Source organism: Hydrogenophaga sp. NH-16 (assembly GCF_004006415.1).
Classification (GTDB): domain Bacteria; phylum Pseudomonadota; class Gammaproteobacteria; order Burkholderiales; family Burkholderiaceae_C; genus Hydrogenophaga; species Hydrogenophaga pseudoflava.
The window spans coordinates 1,145,855-1,168,849 of the sequence record NZ_CP029344.1; the positions used below are offsets into that span (position 1 = coordinate 1,145,855).

A 22,995-nucleotide genomic window follows, 5' to 3' on the forward strand; every position below is an offset into this window, starting at 1 on the left:
GTGCTGATGGGGGCGGTCCTGGTGGCCACCGCCATCGTGTTCAACATCCTCTCGGGCGGCCTGTTCCTCTCGCCCGAGAACCTCTACAACATCGCCCAGCAGACGGCGGTGGTCGGCATCGTCGCCACGGTTGTGGTGCTGGTGATCGTGGCGCGCCACATCGATCTCTCGGTGGGTTCGGTGATGGGCTTTGTCGGCGTGCTGATCGCGACGCTGATGTACACCGCCGGCTGGCACTGGGTCGAGGCCTCGCTGGCCGGGCTGGCGGTGGCGATTGCGGTGTCGCTCTACCAGGGCGCGCTGACGGCCATGCTGGGCGTGCCGTCCTTCGTGGTCACGCTGGGCGGGCTGATGTCCTTCCGCGGCGCGGCCTTCCTGGTGGCCGATGGCAAGACGCAGCCGGTCAACGACCTCTTCTTCCAGCGCCTGGGTGGCGGCTTTGACGGCGCCATCGGCGTGCAGGCCAGCTGGGTGCTGGCGGCCGTGCTGGTGGCGGCGCTGGTCCTGCAGACGGCGCTGCGCCGCCGCGCCAAGGCCGCCTACGACGTGCCCAATCCGCCGCTGTGGCTGGACGCCCTGGTGGCGGCGGTGCCGGCGCTGATCGTGGTCGGCTTCGTGGCCACCATGAACGCCTACCAGATCCCGACCAAGGACGCGCCGCAGGGTGTGCCGATCCCGGTGCTGATCTGGGGCAGCGTGGCGCTGGTGCTGTCCTTCATCGTGCACCGCACGCGCTTCGGCCGCTACGTGTTCGCCATGGGCGGCAACCCCGAGGCGGCGGCGCTGGTGGGCATCCCGGTGCGCCGCGTCACGCTGATGGTGTTCGCCCTGCTGGGTGTGCTGATCACCATCGCCGCCATGGTCTCCATCGCGCGGCTGAACGCCGGCACCAACTCGCTGGGCACCGGCATGGAGCTGTACGTGATCGCCGCGGCGGTCATCGGCGGCACGGCGCTGGCCGGCGGCAGCGGTTCCATCCTAGGCTCGGTGCTGGGCGCGCTGATCATGCAGAGCATCGACAGCGGCCTGCTGCTGCTGGACATCTCCATCGGCCTTCGCTACGTGATCATCGGCCAGGTGCTGATCGCCGCCGTGGTGTTCGACGTGGTCTACCGCCGCCTCACCGGAGACCTGTCATGAACGCGCCACTGGTTGAAATGCGCCAGATCGGCAAGTCGTTTGGCGGCGTGCGCGCGGTCGACGATGTGAGCCTGAACCTCTACCCGGGCGAGGTCGTGGCCCTGCTCGGTCACAACGGCGCCGGCAAGTCCACGCTGATGAAGATGCTGGCCGGGGCCTACCCGATCGACAGCGGCGAAGTGCGGATCAACGGCGAGAAGGCCCACATCCGCACACCGGTCGACGCGCAGCGCTGCGGCATCGAGTCGATCTACCAGACCCTGGCCCTGGCCGACAACCTCGACGCCGTGGCCAACCTGTTCCTCGGCCGCGAGCTGCTCACGCGCTGGAACACCCTGGACGACCACCGCATGGACGCCGAGGCGCGCAAGGTGTTCCACCGCCTCAACAAGAACTTCAAGAACGTGCGCACGCCGGTGCGCCGCCTCTCGGGCGGGCAGCGCCAGGTGGTGGCGATCTCGCGCGCGATCTACTTCAACGCCCGCATCCTGATCATGGACGAGCCCACCGCGGCGCTCGGGCCGGAGGAGACCGCGATGGTCGGCAACCTGGTGCGCCAGCTCAAGGCCGAGGGCGTGGGCATCTTCCTGATCACCCACGACATGCCCGACGTGTTCGGCCTCAGCGACCGGCTGGCGGTGATGAAGAACGGCCGCCTGGTGGGTGCCTACCGCACCGCCGACGTCAATGAGGACGAGGTGTTGGGCATGATCATCGCGGGCAAACAACCTGAAGGAAAGGCGCAGACCCACAGCCTCTGAGGCCTGCGCGCTCCCGCACACCGAATGAAAACCACCGGCGACCAGCAACTTGTCAAACGCATCAACCGCAGCGTGCTGCTGAGGCTGCTGCGGCGGCGCAGCGGCCTTTCACGCGCCCAGCTCGCGCAGGAGAGCGGCCTGACCAAGTCGACGGTCAGCCTGCTGGTGCGCGAGCTGATCGACGAGGGCTGGGTCACCGAGACCGGCCCGGCCGCCGCGCATGGCCTGGGCCGGCCGTCGACACCGCTGCAGCTGGACGGCAGCCGCCGCGCCATGATCGGTGTGGAAATCGCGGTCGAGTCGCTGCGCGTGGTGGGCGTGTCGCTCACCGGCGAGGTGCTGTGGTCCGTCGAAGAAGCGCTGGCCGAGCACGAGCCGGCGGCGGTGTGCCGCCAGGTGGCGCAGCTGGTGGTGCGCGCGCACGCCGCGCTGGCGGCGCGGCCGGTGCTGGTCTCGGGCGTGGGCATCGGCCTGCCCGGCGCCTTCGACGAAGCCAGCGGCACCGTGCGCTTCGCGCCCAACCTGGGCTGGCGCAACGTGTCCTTCCTGCCGCTGATCACGCGCGCCCTGGCCGAGGCGGGCTGCCCGCCGGTGGCGGTGCATGTGCAGAACGAGGCCGACACCGCCGCGCTCAGCGAATACGAGTTCACCGACGGTGACGCGAAGGACTCGCTGATCTTCGTCACCTGCGGCGTCGGCGTGGGCGCCGGCATCGTGCTCAACGACCGCCTGTTCACCGGCCTGCAGGGCATGGCCGGCGAAATCGGCCACAGCATCCTGCAGATCGACGGCCCGGCCTGTTCCTGCGGCCGCCGGGGCTGCGCCGAAACCTTCTTCGGCGCGCGGGCCCTGGGCCAGCTGCCCGACCCGGCGCGTGGCGGCGTGTTCCTGGGCGTGGTGCTGCAGAACCTCTGGACCACCTTCAACCCGGGGGCCCTGGTGGTCGGCGGACCGTCCTGCGAACGGCACCCGGACATCGTGCGCACCGCGCGCGACACGCTCGACGCCTACGCCACCAGCGCGGGCGTGGCGCCTCCGCCGGTGCGGCCGGCGCGCTACGGCCTGCTGGCCTCGGCCGTCGGCGCCGCGGCGCTGGTGCTGCACCACGAACTGCGACCCATGCACGCCCCCTCCCTCGTTCACTGACACAACCTCATGTACATCGGCATCGACATCGGCACCTCCGAGGTGAAGGCCCTGCTGCTGGGCCCCGACCAGCGCGTCATCGGCTCGGCCGGCGCCGCGCTCAGCGTCTCGCGGCCGCATCCCGGCCACAGCGAACAGGACCCGGCCGACTGGTGGACCGCCACCCAGGCCGCGCTGGCCGCGCTGCGGGCTGCGCACCCGGCCGAATACGCCGCGACCGAGGCCATCGGCCTGTCCGGCCAGATGCACGGCGCGGTGCTGCTGGGCGCGCAGGACCGCGTGCTGCGCCCGGCCATCCTCTGGAACGACACCCGCAGCGCGACCGAGTGCGCCGAGATGATGGCCGAGCTGCCGGCGCTCAGCGACCTGGGCGGCAGCCTGGCCATGCCCGGCTTCACCGCGCCCAAGCTGCGCTGGGTGGCGCGCCACGAACCCGAGCTGTTCCGGCAAGTGAGCAAGGTGCTGCTGCCCAAGGACCATGTGCGCCTGATGCTGACCGGCGAGCACGTGAGCGACCTGTCGGACGCCAGCGGCACGCTCTGGCTGGACGTGCGGCGCCGCGACTGGTCCGAGGAACTGCTGGCCCTGACCGGTCTGACACGCGCCCACATGCCGCGCCTGGTCGAGGGCAGCGAGGCCAGCGGCCGGCTCAAAGCCGACGTGGCGCGAGCGCTGGGCCTGCGGCCGGACACGGTGGTGGCCGGCGGCGCGGGCGACAACGCGGCCAGCGCCGTGGGCATGGGCGCGGTCGAGGCAGGCCAGGGCTTTCTCTCGCTGGGCACCAGCGGCGTGCTGTTCGTGGTGACGCCCGACTACCAGCCCAACGCGGCCAGCGCCACGCACGCCTTCTGCCACGCGGTGCCGGGCCGCTGGCACCAGATGAGCGTGATGCTCTCGGCTGCCAGCGCGCTGCAGTGGGTGTCCCACCTGCTGGGCGCCGCCAACGCGGGCGAGGTGGCCACGCGCGCCGCGGGGCTGAGCGCCAGCGACCGCGCCGCGTCCCCGCTGTTCCTGCCCTACCTGAGCGGCGAGCGCACGCCGCACAACGACGCGAAAGTGCGTGGCAGCTTCCACGGCCTGGACTTCGACACCGACGCCGCGCGCCTGGGCTACGCGGTGATGGAGGGCGTGAGCTTTGGCCTGCTGGACGGTCTGGCCGCGCTGCACGCCGCCGGCAGCACCGTCTCGCGCCTGTCGCTGGTCGGCGGTGGCGCGCGCAGCGGCTTCTGGGCCCAGATGCTGGCCAGCGCGCTGGACGTCGAGATCGTCACCCACGGCGGCTCGGCCGTCGGCGGTGCGCTGGGGGCCGCCCGCCTGGGCGCGCTCAGCGTGGGCGCGCCGATGGCCACGGTCTGCCTGCCGCCGCCGGTCGACACCGTCTACCGGCCCGACCCCGCCGAGCGCGCGCTGCTGGCGCCGCGCCACGAGCTTTTCCGCAGCCTGTACCGCAGGCCCTGATGACTTCCAACGGACGACTTCACCCGAGACCGAGACACCCATGAGCACCTACTTCTCCGACATTCCCGCCATCGCCTACGAAGGCCCGCAATCGACCAACCCGCTGGCCTTCAAGTGGTACGACAAGGACCGCCTGGTGCTGGGCAAGCGCATGGAGGACCACCTGCGTTTTGCCGTCTGCTACTGGCACAGCTTCTGCTGGAACGGCTTCGACCCCTTCGGCTACGACGGCACGTTTGAGCGCCCCTGGCAGCGCGTGGCCGACCCGATGGCCGCGGCGCGCATGAAGGCCGACGCCGCGTTCGATTTCTTCTCGCGCCTGGGTGCGCCCTACTACTGCTTCCACGACCGCGACGTGGCGCCCGAAGGGGCGACGCCGCGCGAGAGCGTGAACCACCTGCACGAGATGGTGGACGTGCTGCAGGCCAAGCAGGCGCAGACCGGCATGAAGCTGCTCTGGGGCACGGCCAACCTGTTCAGCCACCGGCGCTTCATGTCGGGTGCGTCCACCAACCCCGACCCCGAGATCTTCGCGCTGGCCGCGTTGCAGGTGAAGGAGGCGATGGACGCCACGCTGAAACTCGGCGGCGAGAACTACGTGCTCTGGGGCGGCCGCGAAGGCTACGAGACCCTGCTGAACACCCGCGTCGGCCAGGAGCTGGACCAGATGGGCCGCTTCCTGAACATGGTGGTGGACTACAAGCACAAGATCGGCTTCAAGGGCACGATCCTGATCGAGCCCAAGCCGCGCGAGCCGTCCAAGCACCAGTACGACTTCGACACCGCCACGGTCTACGGCTTCCTGCAGCGCCACGGGCTGGAGAAGGAGATCAAGGTCAACATCGAGGCCAACCACGCCACGCTCTCGGGCCACAGCTTCGAGCACGAGATCGCCACCGCCATTGATCTGGGCATCTTCGGCTCCATCGACATGAACCGCGGCGACATGCAGTGCGGCTGGGACACCGACCAGTTCCCCAACAACATCCCCGAGACCGCGCTGGCGCTCTACCTGATCCTGCAGGCCGGCGGCTTCACCACTGGGGGCCTGAACTTCGACGCCAAGGTGCGCCGCCAGTCCATCGACGCCGAGGACATGTTCCACGGCCACATCGGCGGCATGGACGTATCGGCGCGCGCGCTGCTGATCGCCGAGCAGATGGTTCTCGACGGCCAGCTCGCCCGCCATGTCGAGGCCCGCTACGCCGGCTGGAACACCCCCTTCGGCCAGGACCTGATGGCGGGCCGCCTGGGGCTGGACCAGGTGGCCGCCCGGGCGCTGGAGCGCAACCAGGACACGCGACCGGTCTCCGGGCGGCAGGAGCTGCTGGAGAACCTGCTCAACCGCTACATCTGAGCATCGAACCGAACCGGGAGCGGGTATGAAACCAGTGGTGTGGGGCGTGCTGAGCACGGCGAAGATCGGCACCGAGAAGGTGATCCCCGAGATGCTCGCCAGCCCGATGGTCGAGCTGCGCGCGATCGCTTCGCGCAGCCTGCCGTCCGCGCAGGCTGCGGCGCAGCGGCTGGGCATCCCGCAGGCCTGCGGCAGCTACGAGGAGCTGCTGGCCGACCCGGCCATCGAGGCCATCTACAACCCGCTGCCCAACCACCTGCACGTGCCGCTGACCCTGCAGGCGGCCGCGGCCGGCAAGCACGTGCTGTGCGAGAAACCGTTCGCCCTCAGCGCCGACCAGGCGCTGACCGTGCAGGCCGCGGCCACCCGCGTGCACATCGAAGAAGCCTTCATGGTGCGCCACCACCCGCAGTGGCAGCGCGCCCGCGAACTGGTGCGCGCCGGTCGCATCGGCACACCGCGCGCGGTGCAGGTGTTCTTCTCCTACTTCAACGACGACGGTGCCAACATCCGCAACCAGGCGGCCATCGGTGGTGGCGCGCTGTACGACATCGGCTGCTACGCGGTGCTGGCCGGTCGCTACCTGTTCGAGGCCGAGCCGCTGCGCGCGGTCTCGCTGGTCGACCGCGACCCGGCGATGGGCGTCGACCGTCTCACCAGCGCCCTGCTGGACTTCGGCGCCGGGCGGCAGGTCAGCTTCACCGTGTCGACCCAGAGCGTGCCCTTCCAGCGCGTGCAGGTGGTCGGCTCCACGGGTCGCATCGAACTCTTCATCCCCTTCAACGCCGCGCGCGGCGGCCAGATGACGCTGGCGCTGGACGAGGGCGGTGCGCTGGACGGCAGCGGGGTCGCGGTCGAGACCCTGCCGGCGGCCGAGCAGTACCGGCTGGAGGTGGAGGCGTTTTCACGCCGGGTGCGCTGCGGCACAGCGCCCGACGCGTCCGGGCTTGGTGACGCGGTCGCCCAGGCCCGGGTGATCGACGCGCTGTGGCAATCCGAGCGCAGCGGGCGCTGGGAGCCGGTGGTCCGCGACTGAGCCTGCGGCCCCCGGTGCCGCCCCGGGGCGCGTGCTAGCCTGCGCCCCATGTCCGACCTGCTGTCCCATCCGTCCTTCGTCCGCTTCTGGTGTGCCCGTGTGGCGGCGGTGGCCGGCACCCAGATGCTGATGCTGACCATCGGCTGGCACATGTACGAGCTGACCGCCAGTGCCTGGGACCTCGGGCTGGTGGGGCTGTTCCAGTTCGCTCCCGCGCTGGCCATGACGCTGCCCGCCGGCCATGCCGCCGACCGCCACCACCGCGCCCGCATCGTGGCGCTGTGCCTGTCCGCTCAGGCCGTGGTGGCGCTGCTGCTGGTGGCGGGCACGCTGGCGCATGCGGTCTCGCGCGAAGGGCTGCTGGCGCTCTCGGCCCTGCTCGGGGCCATCCGCCCGTTCCAGATGTCGGCCCAGCAGGCGCTGCTGCCGTCCCTGGTGCCGGCGCCGCTGCTGGCCCGCGCCACGGCGGTCACCTCCACTGGCACCCAGGCGGCCGTCATCGGCGGGCCGGCCCTGGGCGGGCTGATCTTTGCGGTGAACCTGAACGCGGTCTACATCGTCTGCACCGTGCTGTTCCTCGGCGCGGCGCTGGCCTGTCTGTGGGTGCGCTACGAGCGCCAGCCGGTGTCGCGCGAACCCGTCAGCGCGCAGACGCTGCTGGCCGGGGTGCGCTACGTATGGGGCCACCCGGTGCTGCTCGGGGCGGTGTCGCTGGACCTGTTCGCGGTGCTGCTGGGCGGGGCCACTGCGCTGCTGCCGATCTTCGCCAAGGAGCTCCTGCACGTCGGCCCCGAAGGCCTGGGCCTGCTGCGCTCGGCGCCGGCGGTGGGCGCGCTGGCGGCCGGTCTGGTGCTCTCGCACGTCGCGCTGGAGCGGCGCGTCGGGCACAAGCTGCTGGTGTCGGTGGCCGTGTTCGGCCTGTGCATGGTGGTGTTTGGTCTGTCCACCTCGTTCTGGCTGTCGCTGCTGGCGCTGGCGGTGTCCGGCGCGGCCGACATGGTCAGCGTGGTCATCCGCCAGACCCTGGTGCAGCTGGAAACGCCCGACCCGATGCGGGGCCGCGTGGCGGCGGTCAACACGCTCTTCATCGGCGCCAGCAACCAGCTCGGCGAGTTCGAATCGGGTGTGACGGCCGCCGCCTTCGGTCCGGTGGGCTCGGTGGTGCTGGGCGGGCTGGGCACCATCGGCATCAGCCTGGCGTGGTGGCGCCTGTTCCGGCCACTGGCGATGCGCGATGCGCTGGCCGGTCCGCAGCGGGTGGCCTGAACGCTGCCGACCCCACGGCGGGGCCCAACAAAAAAGCCCCGCAAGTCGCCTTGCGGGGCTTTTGTTGGGCAGGGGGCCGAAGCCCCCGGGCCGGGTCAGTGCATTACATGCCCATGCCCATGCCGCCCATGTCGCCCATGCCGCCACCGGGCATGGCGGGTGCGTCGTCCTTGGGGGACTCGGCGACCATGCACTCGGTCGTCAGCATCAGGGACGCCACGGAGGCGGCGTTCTGCAGCGCGGTGCGGGTCACCTTGGTCGGGTCCAGGATACCCATTTCGATCATGTCGCCGTAGGTGTCGTTGGCGGCGTTGAAACCGAAGTTGCCCTTGCCTTCCAGCACCTTGTTGATCACGACGGAGGGCTCGCCACCGGCGTTGGCCACGATTTCGCGCAGCGGGGCTTCGATGGCCTTGAGGACCAGCTTGATGCCGGCGTCCTGGTCGGCGTTGTCACCCTTGATGGCGCCAGCGGCTTGCTTGGCGCGCAGCAGGGCCACGCCACCACCGGCGACGATGCCTTCTTCCACGGCAGCGCGGGTGGCGTGCAGGGCGTCTTCCACGCGGGCCTTCTTTTCCTTCATCTCGACTTCGGTGGCGGCACCGACCTTGATGACGGCCACGCCGCCGGCCAGCTTGGCCACGCGCTCTTGCAGCTTCTCGCGGTCGTAGTCGCTGGTGGCTTCTTCGATCTGCACGCGGATTTGCTTCACGCGGGCTTCGATGTCAGCGGCAGCGCCGGCGCCGTCGATGATGGTGGTGTTTTCCTTGCCCACTTCGATGCGCTTGGCCTGGCCCAGGTCGGCCAGCGTCACCTTCTCGAGGGTCAGGCCGACTTCTTCGGCGATGACCTTGCCGCCGGTCAGGATGGCGATGTCTTCCAGCATGGCCTTGCGGCGGTCGCCGAAGCCAGGGGCCTTGACGGCGACAACCTTCAGGATGCCGCGGATGGTGTTGACCACCAGCGTCGCCAGGGCTTCGCCTTCGACGTCTTCGGCAATGATCAGCAGCGGACGGCCGGCCTTGGCCACGGCTTCCAGCGTGGGCAGCAGGTCACGGATGTTGCTGATCTTCTTGTCGAACAGCAGGACAAACGGGTTGTCCAGCAGGGCGGCCTGCTTCTCGGGGTTGTTGATGAAGTAGGGCGACAGGTAGCCGCGGTCGAACTGCATGCCCTCGACCACGTCGAGTTCGTTTTGCAGCGACTTGCCGTCTTCCACGGTGATCACGCCTTCCTTGCCGACCTTGTCCATCGCGTTGGCGATGATCTCGCCGATGGAGGTGTCGCTGTTGGCGGAGATGGAGCCGACCTGGGCGATTTCCTTGCTGGTGGTGGTGGGCTTGGAGGCCTTCTTCAGCTCGGCGATCAGGGACTCGACGGCACGGTCGATACCGCGCTTCAGGTCCATCGGGTTCATGCCGGCGGCCACGTACTTCATGCCTTCGCGCACGATGGCCTGGGCCAGCACGGTGGCGGTGGTGGTGCCGTCACCGGCGTTGTCCGAAGTCTTGGAAGCAACTTCCTTGACCATCTGGGCGCCCATGTTCTGGAGCTTGTCCTTGAGTTCGATTTCCTTGGCCACGGACACACCGTCCTTGGTCACGGTGGGGGCGCCGAAGGAGCGCTCGAGCACCACGTTGCGGCCCTTGGGGCCCAGGGTGGTCTTGACCGCGTTGGCCAGGACGTTCACGCCTTCAACCATGCGGGCGCGGGCTTCGCCGCCGAAAATGACGTCTTTTGCTGCCATGTTGATTTCTCCGATTCAGTAAATGGGGATGGATGAGGGAAGAATTACTTCTCGACGACCGCGAACAGGTCGTCTTCCTTCATGACCAGCAGTTCGTTGCCATCGACCTTGACGGTCTGGCCGCTGTACTTGCCGAACAGAACGCGGTCACCGACCTTGACGTTCATGGCGGACAGTTCGCCCTTGTCGTTTTTCTTGCCGGGACCGACGGCCAGGACTTCGCCCTGGTCGGGCTTCTCGGCGGCGGCGTCGGGGATGACGATGCCGGAGGCGGTCTTGGTTTCGCTGTCAATGCGCTTGACGATCACGCGATCGGCGAGAGGACGAAGGTTCATTGCATCTCCTGAAATGGATCAAATGTTGGGGGTCAGATGGGCGGGGCCACTGGCCATGGGGCTGGGCCCCGCGGATCGACTGGGAGTCGGGTGTTAGCACTCAACTCCAGCGAGTGCTAATCATAAGGGCCGGTCCTGCCCATTTCAAGTGCGTCCCCGGAAATTCCAGGCTGCCAGATGATCTGCCATATTGGCAGCCATTGGCGGATTGGCAGTGTTTCGCAGAGACTTGGCCGATGGCAAGTGCCTGAATTCAAAGAATTTTTCGTCTGGCACGGTTCTTGGAAAGTGGCAGACATCGGCAGACTTTCCCCCACCCTCACCATGTCCACCACCACTGCAGCCACCGCCGCACCGGCGGCCAGTCCCGAGCCGGACGCCGTTGAAATCTCCCTGTACGAGTCGCGCCGGAAGATCCAGACACGTTCGGTCAGCGGCACCTTCACCCACCTGCGCTGGGCCGCGGTCTGGTTCACCCAGATCCTGTTCTATGCGCTGCCCTGGTTCAACTGGAACGGGCGCCAGGCGGTGCTGTTCGACCTGCTCTCGCGCCGCTTCTACCTGGGTGGTCTGGTGCTGTACCCGCAGGACTTCATCTACCTCACCGGCCTGCTGGTGATGTCGGCGCTGTCGCTGTTCCTGTTCACCGCGGTGGCCGGGCGCCTGTGGTGCGGCTACGCCTGCCCGCAAACGGTCTACACCGAGATCTTCATGTGGATCGAGAAGCGGATCGAGGGCGACCGCGCGGCCCGCATCCGGCTGGACGACGCGCCCATGAGCGGCGCCAAGTTCGCCCGCCGCGGTGCCAAGCACCTGGCCTGGGTGCTGTTTGCGCTGTGGACCGGCTTCACTTTCGTGGGCTACTTCACGCCGATCCGTGCCCAGACCGCCGAGGTGCTGGCGGGCAGCATGGGTGCCTGGCAGACCTTCTGGATCTTCTTCTACGGCTTCGCCACCTACGGCAACGCAGGCTTCATGCGCGAGCAGGTCTGCAAGTACATGTGCCCCTATGCCCGCTTCCAGAGCGCGATGTTCGACAAGGACACCTTGATCGTGACCTACGACGCCGCCCGCGGCGAACCGCGCGGCTCGCGCGGCAAGAAAGTCGATCCGAAGGAGAAGGGCCTGGGTTCGTGTGTGGACTGCACGCTGTGCGTGCAGGTCTGCCCCACCGGCATCGACATCCGCAAGGGCCTGCAGTACGAGTGCATCGGCTGCGGCGCCTGCGCCGACGTGTGCGATGAGGTGATGGACAAGTTCGGCTACGCGCGCGGTCTGGTCAAGTACTCGACCCAGAACGCCATGACCGGCGGCTGGGACAAGGCACAGACGATCCGCCGCGCGCTGCGCCCGCGCGTGCTGGTGTATTCGGCCATCCTGGGGGCGATCGCGGTGGCGGTGGGCGTGAGCCTGTACCTGCGCGTGCCGATGAAGGTGGACGTGATCCGCGACCGCGGCGCGCTCGCCCGCATGGTCGACCAGGGGCGGATCGAGAACGTCTACCGCCTGCAGATCATGAACGCCACCGAGGACCGGCAGCTGATCCGGCTGGCGGTGGAGGGCATGGAGGGCATCGCGCTGGCCTCGGAACCGGTGGTGGACGTGCTGCCGACCGAGGTGCGCACGCTGGCCGTGCGGGTGCAGGTGCCCCCGGGCGCCGCGAGCGGCTCGCACCCCATCGTGTTCCGGCTGCAGTCGAGCACCGACGAGGCGATCCGGCTGGACGAGAAGACCACCTTCCTCGTACCGCGCTGACGCGGCCTGCGCGCGTGGGAAACCCGCGCGGGTATCGCGCCGTGCTTGCGGTCACAATGCCGGCCCAAGGGGGTTGACCAAGCAATGAAAGCCGTTGGCTGTGGCCCCTTCTTTTGCCCTCACTTCCTCCGCCCCATCTGTTCTTGACCGCGCCGTGTTCCAGGCGGCGGCGGCTGGCACGGCGCTGCTGCTGATCTGGACCGCCTGGCACTACCCCGGCCTCACCCTGGCTCTGGTGGTTTCGTGCGCCGTGATGTTCTGGGTCTGCGCCTGGTCGGCCACCCGGCTGCTGGGCTACCGGCGGACGCGCGCCCTGATGCTGCTGGCCCTGGGCCTGGGCTGGTTCGCCGAACAGATGGGCTCCTCGCACGGCTGGTTCTTCGGCCGCTACACCTACACCGAGGTGCTCGGCCCGCGCCTGGGGGACGTGCCGATGGCCATTCCGCTCATGTGGTTCGCGCTGGCGCTGATCGGCTACGTGATGGCCTCGCTGATGCTCTGGCGCCAGCCGGTCCACGCGAATCCAGGTTTCCGCAGTGGCCTGCTGACGGCCTGGCTGGCGGCGATGGTGATCACCGCCTTCGACCTGGGCGCCGACCCGTACTTCGTGTTTGTGCTCAAGGCCTGGATCATGCAGAAGACCGACGGCGGCTGGTTCGGCGAGACCCTGCAGGGCTTTGCCGGCTGGATGGCGGTGTCGCTGCTGATCGTTGGCAGCTTCCAGGCGCTGGCCGCGCCGCGCCGCTCGCCACCGCCCGCGGATGGCCTGCCGCTGGCGGTGCTGGTGCCCATCCTCATCTACGCCAGCGGGCTGGTGTTCCAGGTGCTGCTGGGCCACCCCATCGAGGTGCGGGCCATCGCCTTCTTTGCGATGGGTCTGCCGGTGGTCGTGGCCTGGGCCGTCTGGCGCCAGTGGTCCCACCCGCACCAGCGCGCCGCCCATGCGCGTCCGCTGGCCGGGCTGGATCTGGCCGCCCAGTCGATGCAGGCCGACCCGACAGCGGACGACACCATCACCGCCCTGATCGGCCGGCGCACGGGCGACAGCGCGGTCACGGGCGAGGGGGCGACCCGCCTGGCGCAGGCCAACCAGCTGATGTCGGCCTGGACCCACAACGCGGCGCTGGCGCCGGGCTGGGCGGCGGCCAGCCCGGCCGACCCCGAGGTGGCGGCTGCGCTGGAGGCCTATGTGGCCCAGGCCCGGGCGCTGCCCGACTGGGCCGACGCGGGCAAGATCGCACGGACCGAGGCGATCTTCATGGAGCACGGCCCGCTGTCCTGCACCCTGCTGTTCTGCTCCAGCCTGCCCGAGTGCTACGTGATGCCGCAGCTGGCCGAGGTGCTGCACATCGCCGGCCAGCTGGAACAGCACACCGAACACCGCATCCGCCAGACCGCGGCCATGGTGTTCCCGGTGATGATGAAGGGCGGTCTGACCGACCCCGAAGGCTCGGGCGTGGCCCAGGTGCTCAAGGTGCGGCTGATCCACGCCACGATCCGCCATCTGATCCTGCGCGGCGATCCGCAGAAAGTGCGAGGTCGCGTGCTGCCGCAGTTGCTGGCGGGCGCCGACCGCAGCATGCACCGCGCACTCGCCGCGCACGGCTGGGACGTCGACGCCCAGGGCCTGCCCTGCAACCAGATCGAACTGGCCTACACCCTGCTGACCTTCAGCTACTCCTTCCTCAAGGGCATGCGCACCCTCGGGCTGGGCCTGCCGCGCGAGGACGAGGAGGCCTACCTGCACGCCTGGAACGTGATGGGCCATGTGCTGGGCGTGCGCCGCGAGCTCATGGCCTGGACCATGGACGAGGCGGCCACGCTGTTCGACCTGCTGCAGGCCCAGGCCCCGCTGCTGCCCGGCCAGGCCGACCCGCGGCCGCCGCTGGGCCGGGCGCTCGTGGCGGCCATGGCGCATTCGATCCGCGTGCCGGTGCTGCGCGGCCTGCCGGTGCCGCTGACCCGGTGGCTGATCGGGCCCGAGACGGCGGCCCGCATCGGCATCGACGAGCACGTCTCATGGGCCACGCGGCTGGTGTTCCAGGTCGGGCGCCTGCTGGTGGGCGTGACAGACGGTGTCGTCGGCCTGGTGGTGCCCGGCTTCTCGCTGTCCCGGCTGTTCACCCGCGCCGTCGGCTACCACCTGCTCACCCGCTTCCTGATGAACCAGACCCGGCCCCTGGCGCTGCCGGACCGGGTGCTCAATCCCATGGGCGAGCTGATCGCCGGCTGGAGCCACGACCCGCTCGCGCCAAGCTGGGTGAACCGGCTGGAAGACCGGCTGACGACCACCGGCGACTGGCACCGGCGACCGCTTCGAGGCGTTCACGCGACAGATGGCGCCAAGGCCGGATGAGTGGCGTGAAAGTTGTAACAGCTGCGCGGTGCAGCCGCTACGATCCGGCCATGCCGTCCAGCGCCACTGCCCGCCTCCGCACCAGCTTCCATGCCTGTTGGCGCATGGTGTTGCTGGGACTGCTGGCGCTGGCCGCGCTGCTGCCCCTGACGGCCCGGGCCGACAAGGTGCCGGGCGAGGGCGACATCACACTGTCCACGCGGTTCTGGATCGACTCCTCCGGCAGCGCCACGGTGGACCAGGTCGCCGCCGAACCCGCGGGCACCTGGGAGGCGATGGACCACTACCGGTCCTTCGAGCTCGGTTCGTCGGCGCTGTGGGTCCGCATCGAGCCTGGCCAGCTGGACTCCCGGCGGCGCTGGTACCTGATGCTGACCGCGGCCGCCTTCACCAACGATGCCCGCCTCTACACCCGCGGGGCGGACGGTGGATGGACCGAGCAGCGTGCGGGCGACCACCTGCCGGTGGCCCAGTGGAGCCACCCCGACCAGACGCCGGTGTTTTCGGTCGATCCCCTGCTCACCGAACCACTGTGGCTGCGGCTGGCCAACGCGCCGGCGCCCACCAGCCCTCGGCTGCAGCTGCTGACCGAAGAGAACCTGCAGTCCAAGCGCTACACCACCTTCCTGTTCATCGGCGGCTACCTCGGGTTCGGGCTGCTGGTGCTGTTCCTGGGCTGGGTCCACGTCCGGCTCTATGGTGACCGGGCCTTTGTCGCCTACTGTTTCTACGTGGCGTCCATGCTGGGCTTCCAGGCCTCGTTCACTGGTATCGGGGGGCTGTTCTTCTGGCCCCACTGGGCCGTGTGGAACGATCTGGCGCCGTCGTTCTTCATGCTCTGGCTCACCGGCTCGGGCATCTGGTTCGTGCGCGAGGCCTGTGCGGTGCCACGCCATTCCCGGGGTGTCGACCGCTTCGTGGTGGCCTGGTCGCTGTTCGGCGTGGTCTATTCCCTGGTCTATGCGGCCCTGCTGTCGCCGCTGGCCTTCAAGCTGCTCAACCTCTACGGCCTGCTGTCGGTGGTGCTGAGCATTGCGCTCTGCCTCTGGACCTGGCGCCGGGGCGAAACCTACGCCGGCTGGCTCTTCCTGGGCTTCCTGCCGGTCCACCTGGGGTACCCGTTCCCGGCGCTGCGCAGTGCCGGCGTGCTGCCCGACAGCCTGGCCACGCAGTACGGGGTGCTGATCGGCTCGGCGATCGAGATCCCTCTGCTGCTGTACATCCTGCACCGGCGGGCCAAGGACTTCAGCGAGAACCGGGCGCGGCTGCGGGCGATGGAAAGCACCGACCCGCTGACGGGGCTGACGATCGCGCCGGTGCTGTGCCTGCGCCTGCGCGACGCGCTCAAGCGGGCGCGCCGTTCGGGGCATCGCTGCGGCGTGATGCTGGTGGAGCTGTCCAACCACGCGGACATCGTGGCGCGCGAAGGGCGCGAGGCCGGTGACCGGGCGCTGGTGGTGGCGGCGTCGCGCCTGAGCGGCGTGGTGCGCGACGTGGACACGGTGTGCCGCATCTCGGACACCCGCTTCGCCATGCTGATCGAAGGTCCGCAGAAGCCCGAGCTGCTCAAGCTGCTGGGCCAGCACGTGGTGGCCAAGGGGCTGGAGAAGGTGCCCAACCTGCCCGTCGAACTGCCGCTGCGCTTCCGCCTGGTCTCCAGCACCCCGCCGGACGACAAGGATTCGCTGGAGGATGCACTCAGCGACGAACGCCTGCTGGCGCGCCTGAACCGGGCGCTGGACCGCCTCTCCGACGATCCGCGCAAGGTGGTGTTGCACCTCTCTCAGCCGCCGCTGCAGGTCTGAGCCCGGCGGCGGGCCGGTTGCTCAGACCGTCAGGTCGGCCATCGACGACTTCGGAAAGTCCATCTCCGGCTCGGGCCCCTCGAACGGCAGCGTGAAGTAGAAGGTGCAGCCCTCGCCGGGCGCGCTTTCGGCCCAGATGCGGCCGCCGTGGCGCTCGATGATGCGCTGTGACAGGGCCAGGCCGGTGCCCGTGCCCTCGAAGTCCATCGAGTGGTGCTGGCGCTGGAACATCACGAACAGGTTGTGCGCCTTTTCCAGGTCGAAGCCGACGCCGTTGTCGTGCACGTAGAAGGTGCGGCCACCCACGGGGTTGATCTTCCAGCCGATCTCGATGTGGGCCTTCTCGCGCGGCCGCGTGTACTTGACCGAGTTGTTCAGCAGGTTGCCGAAGGCCTGGGCCAGCAGCATGGCGTCACCGCGCACCACAGGCAGGTCGTCCTCGACCACCCATTCGATGGTCCGGCCCTGGCTCTCCTGTTTCAAGTGCGAGATCAGGCCTTCGAGCAGCGGCGCCAGCGGCACCGGCTGCGCTTCGATGGCCACGCGGCCGAGGCGGGCGTATTCCAGCAGGCCTTCGATCATGAGGCTCATGCGCTTGCTGGCCTTGTTGATCGAGTTGAGGTACTGCTGTGCGATCGGGTCGTTGACCTCGCCCAGCTGCTCCTGCAGCAAGGTGACAAAGCTGCTGATGTGGCGCAGCGGCGCGCGCAGGTCGTGCGAGACCATGTGCGAGAACACGTCCAGGTCCTTGTTGGCGGCCACCAGCTGCTGGGTGCGTTCGGCCACGCGCTTTTCCAGTTCCTTGTTGAGGTCGTTCATCACGTCCTCCAGGCTCTTGGCGGCGGTCATGTCGCGTGTGATGCAGGACAGCCCCTGCAGCTCGCCGGCCTCGTTGCGCAGCGCGGTCAGCACCGTGTGCGCCCAGAAGCGCGAGCCGTCGTCGCGCAGGCGCCAGCCGCGGGTTTCCCACTGGCCATGGGCCGTGGCCAGGCGCAGCACCTGCGCCGGGTCGACCTCGTCCTCACCGGCGTTGTCCACCGCCAGCAGCCGCAGATAGGGCTTGCCGATCATCTGGGTGCGGGTGAAGCCGTGCAGGCGCTGGGCGCTTTCGGTCCATTCGGTGACGGCGCCGGACTCGTCGACGAAGTAGATGCAGTGGTCCTGGATGGCGTCGACCATCAGGCGGTAGCGCTGCTCGCTCTGGAACAGCTCGGCGGTGCGTTCGCGCACGCGCTCTTCGAGGTCGCGGTTGGCCTCCAGCACGAACTCCTCGGTGCGGCGGCGATCGGTGATGTCGTGCAGCTCAATGAAGATGCCTTCGACGGTGCCCAGCTGGAAGTCGGGGATGTAGTGGATTTCGTAGAAGCTGCGCGATCCGTCTGCTTCGGTGCGCTCGGACTCGAAGGTCTGCTTCTGGCCGTTGAGGGCGTCGGCCACGTGCGGCAGGATGTCCGGCAACTGCTCGGGGTCCACCAGCTGGCTGAGGTGCGCGCCTACCATTTCTCCGACCAGCCGGCCGCTGCGCGCCGCATGGGCGGTGTTGGCAAAGCGGCAGATCAGGTCCTTGTCGTAGTAAGCCAGGTGCGTCGGGATGCGGTCGGTGATGCTGCGCAGGAAGGCGTCGTGCGCCGCCAGCCGCTGCTCGGCGGCCTTGCGCTCGCTGATGTCGGTGATCGTGGTGTTGCTGTAGAGGAAGCGGCCCTGCTCATCGACCACCGCGGTCGAGGAGCACAGGGCGTGGAAGCGGGAACCGTCCTTGCGGCGAATCTCAATTTCCAGCGGATCGGTGCGGCCTGTATCGATCAGGTTCTGCATGCGGACACGCATGAGCGCCACCCACTCCGGCTCCAGCAGCGAGGCGAGGTCGCGATGCTGGCCGAGCAGTTCTTCGCGCTCGTAACCCAGCCAGTCCAGCAGGGTGCGGTTGAGGTTGACGAAACGCAGGTCGGCATCCAGCGACAAGTAGCCGCAGGGGGCCTGGTCATACAGTGACTGGGCGCGCTCCAGGGCGATCTTGAGCTCCTGTGTGCGCAAAGCCACCAGGCGTTCAAGTTCGGGGCTGGCGTTGTCGGTCCGATCCGGGCAGACAGGGGTTTCCATGGTTCCAGGCTCCAGGTCGTGGCGTTGCAATAGGCATGGGTTGCCGTTCAGCCCGTATCGGCGGCCGGACGGAAAACTTCAGGCATTGTGGACCTGTGACCCGCTGCTTGGAACCATAAAAAAGCCCCGCGATGCGGGGCTTTTGTCCAGAGGAAGGCAAAGGACTTACAGACCGGCGGCAGCGCGCAGCGCCTCCACCTTGTCGGTGCGTTCCCAGCTGAACTCCGGTTCCTCGCGGCCGAAATGGCCGTAGGCAGCGGTCTTCTCATAGATCGGGCGCAGCAGGTCCAGCATCTGGATGATGCCCTTCGGACGCAGGTCGAACACCTCGGCCACGATGGCGCTGAGCTTCTCGTCGCTGATCTTGCCGGTGCCTTCGGTGTACACCGTGATGTTCATCGGCTTGGCCACACCAATGGCGTAGGCCACCTGCACCTGACACTGGCGCGCCAGGCCGGCGGCGACCACGTTCTTGGCCACATAGCGCGCGGCGTAGGCGGCGGAACGGTCGACCTTGGACGGGTCCTTGCCCGAGAAGGCGCCGCCACCGTGCGGGCAGGCGCCGCCGTAGGTGTCGACGATGATCTTGCGACCGGTGAGGCCGCAGTCCCCCTGCGGGCCGCCGACGACGAAGCGGCCGGTCGGGTTGATCAGGTAGCGGGTGTTCTGCAGCCATTCCTTGGGCAGCACCGGCTTGATGATCTCTTCGATGATGGCCTCGTTGAACTCGGGCTTCATCTTGTCGCCCAGGCTCCACTCGGGCGCGTGCTGGCTGGACAGCACCACGGTGTCGATGCTGTGCGGCTTGCCGTCCACGTAGCGCATGGTGACCTGGCTCTTGGCGTCCGGACGCAGGAAGGGCAGGCGGCCGTCCTTGCGCAGCTGGGCCTGGCGCTCGACCAGGCGGTGCGCATAGTAGATCGGCGCGGGCATCAGCTCGGGCGTCTCGTCGCAGGCGTAGCCGAACATCAGGCCCTGGTCGCCCGCACCGGTGTTGAGGTGGTCGTCGCTGGCGTGGTCCACACCCTGGGCGATGTCGTTGGACTGCTTGTCGTAGCAGACCATGACCGCGCAGCCCTTGTAGTCGATGCCGTATTCGGTGTTGTCGTAGCCGATGCGCTTGATGGTGTCGCGCGCCACCTGGATGTAGTCGACATGGGCGTTGGTGGTGATTTCACCGGCCAGCACCACGAGGCCCGTGTTGCACAGCGTCTCGGCGGCCACGCGCGAGCGCGGGTCCTGCTTGAAGATCGCGTCGAGGATGGCGTCCGAGATCTGGTCGGCAACCTTGTCGGGGTGGCCTTCGGAGACGGATTCGGACGTGAAGAGGAAGTCGTTCGCCATATAAACTCCAGAGTGTTTGAACCGGCGTTGCCGGTCTTTCTGGGTTCGGCGAACGCTTTAGCGGCATTTGTGAATCGCCCCGCAATTAGTTCAATAACTCGGCGATGGGCGGATTTTACGCCCATCCGGTTCTAAAGCTTTGTATCCACTTCTGTTCCGGTTTCTGTCGCGCCTGCCGCTTCCGCTGCTGCATGGCCTCGGTTGGCTGTTGGGCTGGCTGAGCTTCGCTTTGTCGGGTCGCTACCGGCGCACCTTGTTCGCCCACGCTGAGCAGGCCGGTTTTCCCCGTTCGGTGGCGCTCGCGTCGGTGGCCGAGGCTGGCAAGATGGTCACCGAGCTGCCGCGCCTGTGGCTGGGCGCTCCTGTGCATCTGGAGTGGGAAGGCCGTGAGCTCATCGAGCAGGCCATTGCCGAGGGCAATGGCGTCCTGTTCCTGACGCCGCACCTCGGGTGCTTCGAAGTCACCGCGCAGTTGTTCGCCCAGCATTTTGGCGACCGCATGCCGGTGACGGTGCTGTACCGCCCGGCGCGCCAGCCCTGGCTGCGCGAGATCATGGAGCAGGCGCGCAGCCGGCCCGGCCTGCTGACCGCTCCGACCACGCTCGCGGGGGTCAAGCAGCTGATCAAGGCGCTCAAGCAACGCCAGGGGGTGGGGCTCTTGCCCGACCAGGTGCCGCCCGAAGGGCAGGGGGTCTGGGCACCTTTCTTCGGCCGTGACGCCTACACCATGACCCTCTCGGCCCGGCTGGCGCTGACGGCGGGGGCCCGCGTGTTGCTCATCTGGGGTGAGCGACTCTCCTGGGGGCGCGGCTACCGGGTGCGCCTGCGGCCCTTCCGTCCGGAAGCGGGTGGACAGCTGTCGTCCGACCCACAGGAAGCGGCGCACCAGATCAATCTCGCCATGGAGTCCCTGGTGCGGGAGTGTCCGGCCCAGTACCTGTGGTCGTACGAACGCTACAAGGCGCCGTCAGGCGTCAGCCATGCGGCACGGCTGGAGGCAGAGCGCACCTCATGACGGCCTCCACAACACCTTCGCGCGGCCCTTTGCTGAAAACCTTGCTGAGCCTGGCGGTGCTGGGCATGTTGCGCATCACCCGGCATCTGCCGCTGTCCTGGCTGCGGGCTCTGGGTGCGGTGCTGGGCTGGTTGCTGTATGCCCTGGTCGGCCGTCGCCGCCGCATCGCAGAAATCAACCTTGCGCTCTGTTTCCCGCAACATGACGCCGCCCAGCGCCGGCGCATGGTGCGCCAGCATTTCGTGCTGTTTGCCCAGGCCTGGTTGGACAGGGGCTGGCTGTGGGAGGGGAGCGCAGAGCAGGTCCGCAGCCGCCTGCGCCTGCGTGGTGCGGTGCACGAGCTGCAGAGCACCGCCCCGACGCTGCTGTTTGCGCCGCATTTTGTCGGCATGGACGCGGGCTGGATCGGGCTGACGGCCCATGTGGAGCGGCGCTTCTGTGGCTTGTATGCACGTCAGCGCAACCCGGTGATGGACCAGTGGATGGCCGAAGGCCGGCGCCGCTTCGGCGAGCCGCACATCGTGGCCAAGAGCGCCGGTCTCAAGGCCCTGGTCAGCGCGCTGCGGGCCGGGGAGCCGCTGTACCTGCTGCCCGACATGGACTACGGGCCTCGCGATTCGGTGTTTGTGCCGTTTTATGGGGTGACGGCGGCGACGATTCCCTCGCTCTCGCGCTTTGCGCGCATGGGCGGTGCTCGCGTGCTGCCCATCCTGAGCCGCCTGACGCCGGAGGGCTACGACATCACGGTGCTGCCACCCTGGCAGGACTTTCCGACCGAGGACGTGGTGGCCGACACCGCGCGCATGAACCGGCTGCTGCAGGAGTGGATCGACGAAACACCCGAGCAGTACTACTGGGTGCACAAGCGCTTCAAGACCCGACCGGCGGGTGAAGCCTCGTTCTATCGCTGAGCGTCGTCGGAGTCATCGGCGCCTTCGTCCGCAGCCGGGGGCGCGGCGGGCGCTTCATGGGCCCAGTTCCAGAGCAGCAGCGCGACTTCGTCCAGGCCCTGCTTCTTCAGTGCCGAGAACAACCGGACCTCGCCGCCGCCAGCCTGCAGCTTCGCGATCGACAGCGCCTTGTTGGCTTCCGCCCGGTTGAGCTTGTCGGCCTTGGTCAGCAACACCAGAAACTTCAGACCTTCCTCGACGCGAGGGCGGATGATCTCCAGCAGGGCCTCGTCCAGCTCGGTCAGTCCCAGGCGCGGGTCGCACAGCAGCACCACCGCACGCAGGTTTTCCCGCGTGACGAGGTAGTTGGCCATCACGCGCTGCCAGCGCAGCTTGGCTTCCTTGGGCACAGCGGCGTAGCCATAGCCCGGAAGATCGGCCAGCACCGCATCGGTGACGCCCTGCTTGCCCAGTGCGAACAGGTTGATGCTCTGCGTGCGGCCCGGCGTCTTGGATGCGAAGGCCAGGCGCTTCTGCTGGGTCAGCGTGTTGATCGAAGTCGACTTGCCGGCGTTGGAGCGGCCGACGAAGGCGATTTCCGGCAGATCCAGGGCCGGCAGGTGCTCCAGCTGTGGCGCGGTGGTCAGGAATCGCGCCGTGTGCAGCCAGCTGTGTGCGATCTTGGGGTCCGGGCGTGTGGGGCGCGGGGCGGTGGAGGAGGTGGTGGGGGTGTGGGTCATCAGGGGTATTACCAATGGGCCATTGTAAAATCCCCCGGTTGTCTTCTGTTTCCCTGCGAATTCCAATCAACCCGACGCCGTCCCTGCGACGACAGCCCCAGACATGAAATTGCCTGCATCACTTCTTTGCGCCGCCGCAGCGGCCGTCCTGTCGTTCAGCGCTCATGCTCAGACCGCCAAGCCCGACCTTGCCAAGGGCGCTGCCCTGTACGGCCAGGTGTGCGTCGCCTGTCACGCGGCCGATGGCAACTCGACCACGCCCGCCAACCCCAAGATCGCCCGCCAGCATCCCGAGTACCTGGTCAAGCAGCTGCAGGAGTTCAAGTCGGGCAAGCGCGACAACGCGGTAATGAAGGGGTTTGCTTCTGCCCTGTCCGATGAGGACATGCGCAACATCGCCTACTGGCTGGCCGACCAGAAGGCGACTACCGGGTTCGCCACTGAAAAGGACCTGGTCCGCGCCGGTGAACGCATCTACCGCGGCGGCATCCCCGACCGCCAGATCGCCGCCTGTGCCGGCTGCCACGGCCCCACCGGGTCCGGCATCCCCGCTCAGTACCCGCGCCTGTCGGGTCAGCACGCCGAGTACACCCGCACCCAGCTCAACGCGTTCCGCGCTGGTGCCCGCAACAACAACGCCCAGATGACCGGCGTCGCTGCCAAGATGAACGACATGGAAATCAAGGCCGTGTCGGATTACATCGCCGGCCTGCGTTGACAGGAACACCCCCGAGGTCTCGGGGG

General features: G+C 68.4%; 18 protein-coding genes. 13 read left to right on the forward strand and 5 right to left on the reverse strand.

The window, feature by feature from the left end; genetic code table 11:
* Nucleotides 1-6 precede the first annotated feature (6 nt).
* The 7 genes from DD542_RS05590 to DD542_RS05620 are packed head-to-tail and all read left to right on the forward strand — an operon-like array spanning nt 7 to nt 8,164.
* Nucleotides 7-1,140: an ABC transporter permease gene (locus tag DD542_RS05590; RefSeq protein WP_079366839.1), complete on the forward strand. Its 1,134-nt coding sequence runs from the start codon at nt 7-9 to the stop codon at nt 1,138-1,140.
* Complete coding sequence (locus DD542_RS05595; protein WP_079366745.1) at nt 1,137-1,901, forward strand: ATP-binding cassette domain-containing protein; 765 nt, start codon at nt 1,137-1,139, stop codon at nt 1,899-1,901. The genes DD542_RS05590 and DD542_RS05595 overlap by 4 nt, the downstream gene beginning before the upstream one ends.
* A gap of 24 nt (nt 1,902-1,925) precedes the next feature.
* Nucleotides 1,926-3,047 (forward strand): ROK family transcriptional regulator, encoded by a 1,122-nt coding sequence (locus tag DD542_RS05600; protein ID WP_127804388.1) that lies wholly within the window; start codon nt 1,926-1,928, stop codon nt 3,045-3,047.
* Between the two features lie 9 nt (nt 3,048-3,056).
* Nucleotides 3,057-4,505: a xylulokinase gene (gene xylB, locus DD542_RS05605; protein WP_127804390.1), complete on the forward strand. Its 1,449-nt coding sequence runs from the start codon at nt 3,057-3,059 to the stop codon at nt 4,503-4,505.
* Nucleotides 4,506-4,545: 40 nt separating this feature from the next.
* Nucleotides 4,546-5,862 (forward strand): xylose isomerase, encoded by a 1,317-nt coding sequence (gene xylA / locus DD542_RS05610; protein WP_127804392.1) that lies wholly within the window; start codon nt 4,546-4,548, stop codon nt 5,860-5,862.
* A 25-nt stretch (nt 5,863-5,887) separates the two neighbouring features.
* On the forward strand, nt 5,888-6,898 hold the full coding sequence (locus DD542_RS05615) for a Gfo/Idh/MocA family oxidoreductase (RefSeq protein ID WP_127804394.1): 1,011 nt from the start codon (nt 5,888-5,890) through the stop codon (nt 6,896-6,898).
* A 48-nt stretch (nt 6,899-6,946) separates the two neighbouring features.
* Nucleotides 6,947-8,164: an MFS transporter gene (locus tag DD542_RS05620; RefSeq protein ID WP_127804396.1), complete on the forward strand. Its 1,218-nt coding sequence runs from the start codon at nt 6,947-6,949 to the stop codon at nt 8,162-8,164.
* A 103-nt stretch (nt 8,165-8,267) separates the two neighbouring features.
* On the opposite strand, the gene groL is transcribed toward DD542_RS05620, so the two are convergent.
* Nucleotides 8,268-9,911: a chaperonin GroEL gene (groL, locus tag DD542_RS05625; RefSeq protein WP_066152735.1), complete on the reverse strand. Its 1,644-nt coding sequence runs from the start codon at nt 9,909-9,911 to the stop codon at nt 8,268-8,270.
* A 44-nt stretch (nt 9,912-9,955) separates the two neighbouring features.
* Complete coding sequence (gene groES / locus DD542_RS05630) at nt 9,956-10,246, reverse strand: co-chaperone GroES (RefSeq protein ID WP_066152738.1); 291 nt, start codon at nt 10,244-10,246, stop codon at nt 9,956-9,958.
* Nucleotides 10,247-10,570: 324 nt separating this feature from the next.
* Here groES and ccoG point away from each other — a divergent pair, with 324 nt between their 5' ends.
* The 3 genes from ccoG (at nt 10,571) to DD542_RS05645 (ending at nt 16,162) form a co-directional block, all read left to right on the forward strand.
* Entirely contained in the window at nt 10,571-12,001 is a 1,431-nt protein-coding gene (ccoG, locus tag DD542_RS05635; protein WP_127804398.1) for a cytochrome c oxidase accessory protein CcoG, read from the forward strand.
* Between the two features lie 154 nt (nt 12,002-12,155).
* Nucleotides 12,156-14,357 carry a carotenoid biosynthesis protein gene (locus DD542_RS05640; protein ID WP_127804400.1) on the forward strand — a complete coding sequence of 734 codons (2,202 nt, stop codon included), beginning with the start codon at nt 12,156-12,158 and terminating at the stop codon, nt 14,355-14,357.
* 50 nt (nt 14,358-14,407) lie between these two features.
* The gene (locus DD542_RS05645) at nt 14,408-16,162 is read left to right on the forward strand and encodes a 7TM diverse intracellular signaling domain-containing protein (protein WP_164868353.1); all 1,755 of its coding nucleotides are present in this window, start codon (nt 14,408-14,410) and stop codon (nt 16,160-16,162) included.
* A gap of 21 nt (nt 16,163-16,183) precedes the next feature.
* Here the strand turns inward: DD542_RS05645 and DD542_RS05650 are convergent, their stop codons facing one another.
* Both DD542_RS05650 and metK read right to left on the reverse strand, forming a co-directional pair.
* Nucleotides 16,184-18,262, reverse strand: coding sequence for a PAS domain S-box protein (locus DD542_RS05650; protein WP_127804404.1), 2,079 nt, complete (start codon nt 18,260-18,262; stop codon nt 16,184-16,186).
* A gap of 165 nt (nt 18,263-18,427) precedes the next feature.
* On the reverse strand, nt 18,428-19,606 hold the full coding sequence (gene metK / locus DD542_RS05655) for a methionine adenosyltransferase (RefSeq protein WP_066257905.1): 1,179 nt from the start codon (nt 19,604-19,606) through the stop codon (nt 18,428-18,430).
* Between the two features lie 139 nt (nt 19,607-19,745).
* Between metK and DD542_RS05660 the strand changes: the two genes are divergently transcribed.
* On the forward strand, nt 19,746-20,621 hold the full coding sequence (locus DD542_RS05660; protein ID WP_079366752.1) for a lysophospholipid acyltransferase family protein: 876 nt from the start codon (nt 19,746-19,748) through the stop codon (nt 20,619-20,621).
* A complete protein-coding gene (locus DD542_RS05665) occupies nt 20,618-21,532 on the forward strand; it encodes a lipid A biosynthesis acyltransferase (protein ID WP_084397128.1) in 915 nt (304 codons plus the stop codon). Before DD542_RS05660 ends, DD542_RS05665 begins: the two co-directional genes overlap by 4 nt.
* Here the strand turns inward: DD542_RS05665 and yihA are convergent.
* On the reverse strand, nt 21,523-22,251 hold the full coding sequence (gene yihA, locus DD542_RS05670) for a ribosome biogenesis GTP-binding protein YihA/YsxC (protein ID WP_127804406.1): 729 nt from the start codon (nt 22,249-22,251) through the stop codon (nt 21,523-21,525). The two genes, DD542_RS05665 and yihA, sit on opposite strands and share 10 nt — an antisense overlap.
* A 103-nt stretch (nt 22,252-22,354) precedes the next feature.
* Between yihA and DD542_RS05675 the strand changes: the two genes are divergently transcribed.
* Nucleotides 22,355-22,969: a c-type cytochrome gene (locus DD542_RS05675; protein ID WP_066152759.1), complete on the forward strand. Its 615-nt coding sequence runs from the start codon at nt 22,355-22,357 to the stop codon at nt 22,967-22,969.
* Nucleotides 22,970-22,995: the final 26 nt, after the last annotated feature.

Bases quoted from the DNA above. Each gene is read 5' to 3' on its own strand.
- DD542_RS05590 (WP_079366839.1), top strand. From the start codon at position 7: ATGGGGGCGGTCCTGGTGGCCACCGCCATCGTGTTCAACATCCTCTCG.
- DD542_RS05595 (WP_079366745.1), top strand. From the start codon at position 1,137: ATGAACGCGCCACTGGTTGAAATGCGCCAGATCGGCAAGTCGTTTGGC.
- DD542_RS05600 (WP_127804388.1), top strand. From the start codon at position 1,926: ATGAAAACCACCGGCGACCAGCAACTTGTCAAACGCATCAACCGCAGC.
- xylB (WP_127804390.1), top strand. From the start codon at position 3,057: ATGTACATCGGCATCGACATCGGCACCTCCGAGGTGAAGGCCCTGCTG.
- xylA (WP_127804392.1), top strand. From the start codon at position 4,546: ATGAGCACCTACTTCTCCGACATTCCCGCCATCGCCTACGAAGGCCCG.
- DD542_RS05615 (WP_127804394.1), top strand. From the start codon at position 5,888: ATGAAACCAGTGGTGTGGGGCGTGCTGAGCACGGCGAAGATCGGCACC.
- DD542_RS05620 (WP_127804396.1), top strand. From the start codon at position 6,947: ATGTCCGACCTGCTGTCCCATCCGTCCTTCGTCCGCTTCTGGTGTGCC.
- groL (WP_066152735.1), bottom strand. From the start codon at position 9,911: ATGGCAGCAAAAGACGTCATTTTCGGCGGCGAAGCCCGCGCCCGCATG.
- groES (WP_066152738.1), bottom strand. From the start codon at position 10,246: ATGAACCTTCGTCCTCTCGCCGATCGCGTGATCGTCAAGCGCATTGAC.
- ccoG (WP_127804398.1), top strand. From the start codon at position 10,571: ATGTCCACCACCACTGCAGCCACCGCCGCACCGGCGGCCAGTCCCGAG.
- DD542_RS05645 (WP_164868353.1), top strand. From the start codon at position 14,408: ATGCCGTCCAGCGCCACTGCCCGCCTCCGCACCAGCTTCCATGCCTGT.
- DD542_RS05650 (WP_127804404.1), bottom strand. From the start codon at position 18,262: ATGGAAACCCCTGTCTGCCCGGATCGGACCGACAACGCCAGCCCCGAA.
- metK (WP_066257905.1), bottom strand. From the start codon at position 19,606: ATGGCGAACGACTTCCTCTTCACGTCCGAATCCGTCTCCGAAGGCCAC.
- DD542_RS05665 (WP_084397128.1), top strand. From the start codon at position 20,618: ATGACGGCCTCCACAACACCTTCGCGCGGCCCTTTGCTGAAAACCTTG.
- yihA (WP_127804406.1), bottom strand. From the start codon at position 22,251: ATGACCCACACCCCCACCACCTCCTCCACCGCCCCGCGCCCCACACGC.
- DD542_RS05675 (WP_066152759.1), top strand. From the start codon at position 22,355: ATGAAATTGCCTGCATCACTTCTTTGCGCCGCCGCAGCGGCCGTCCTG.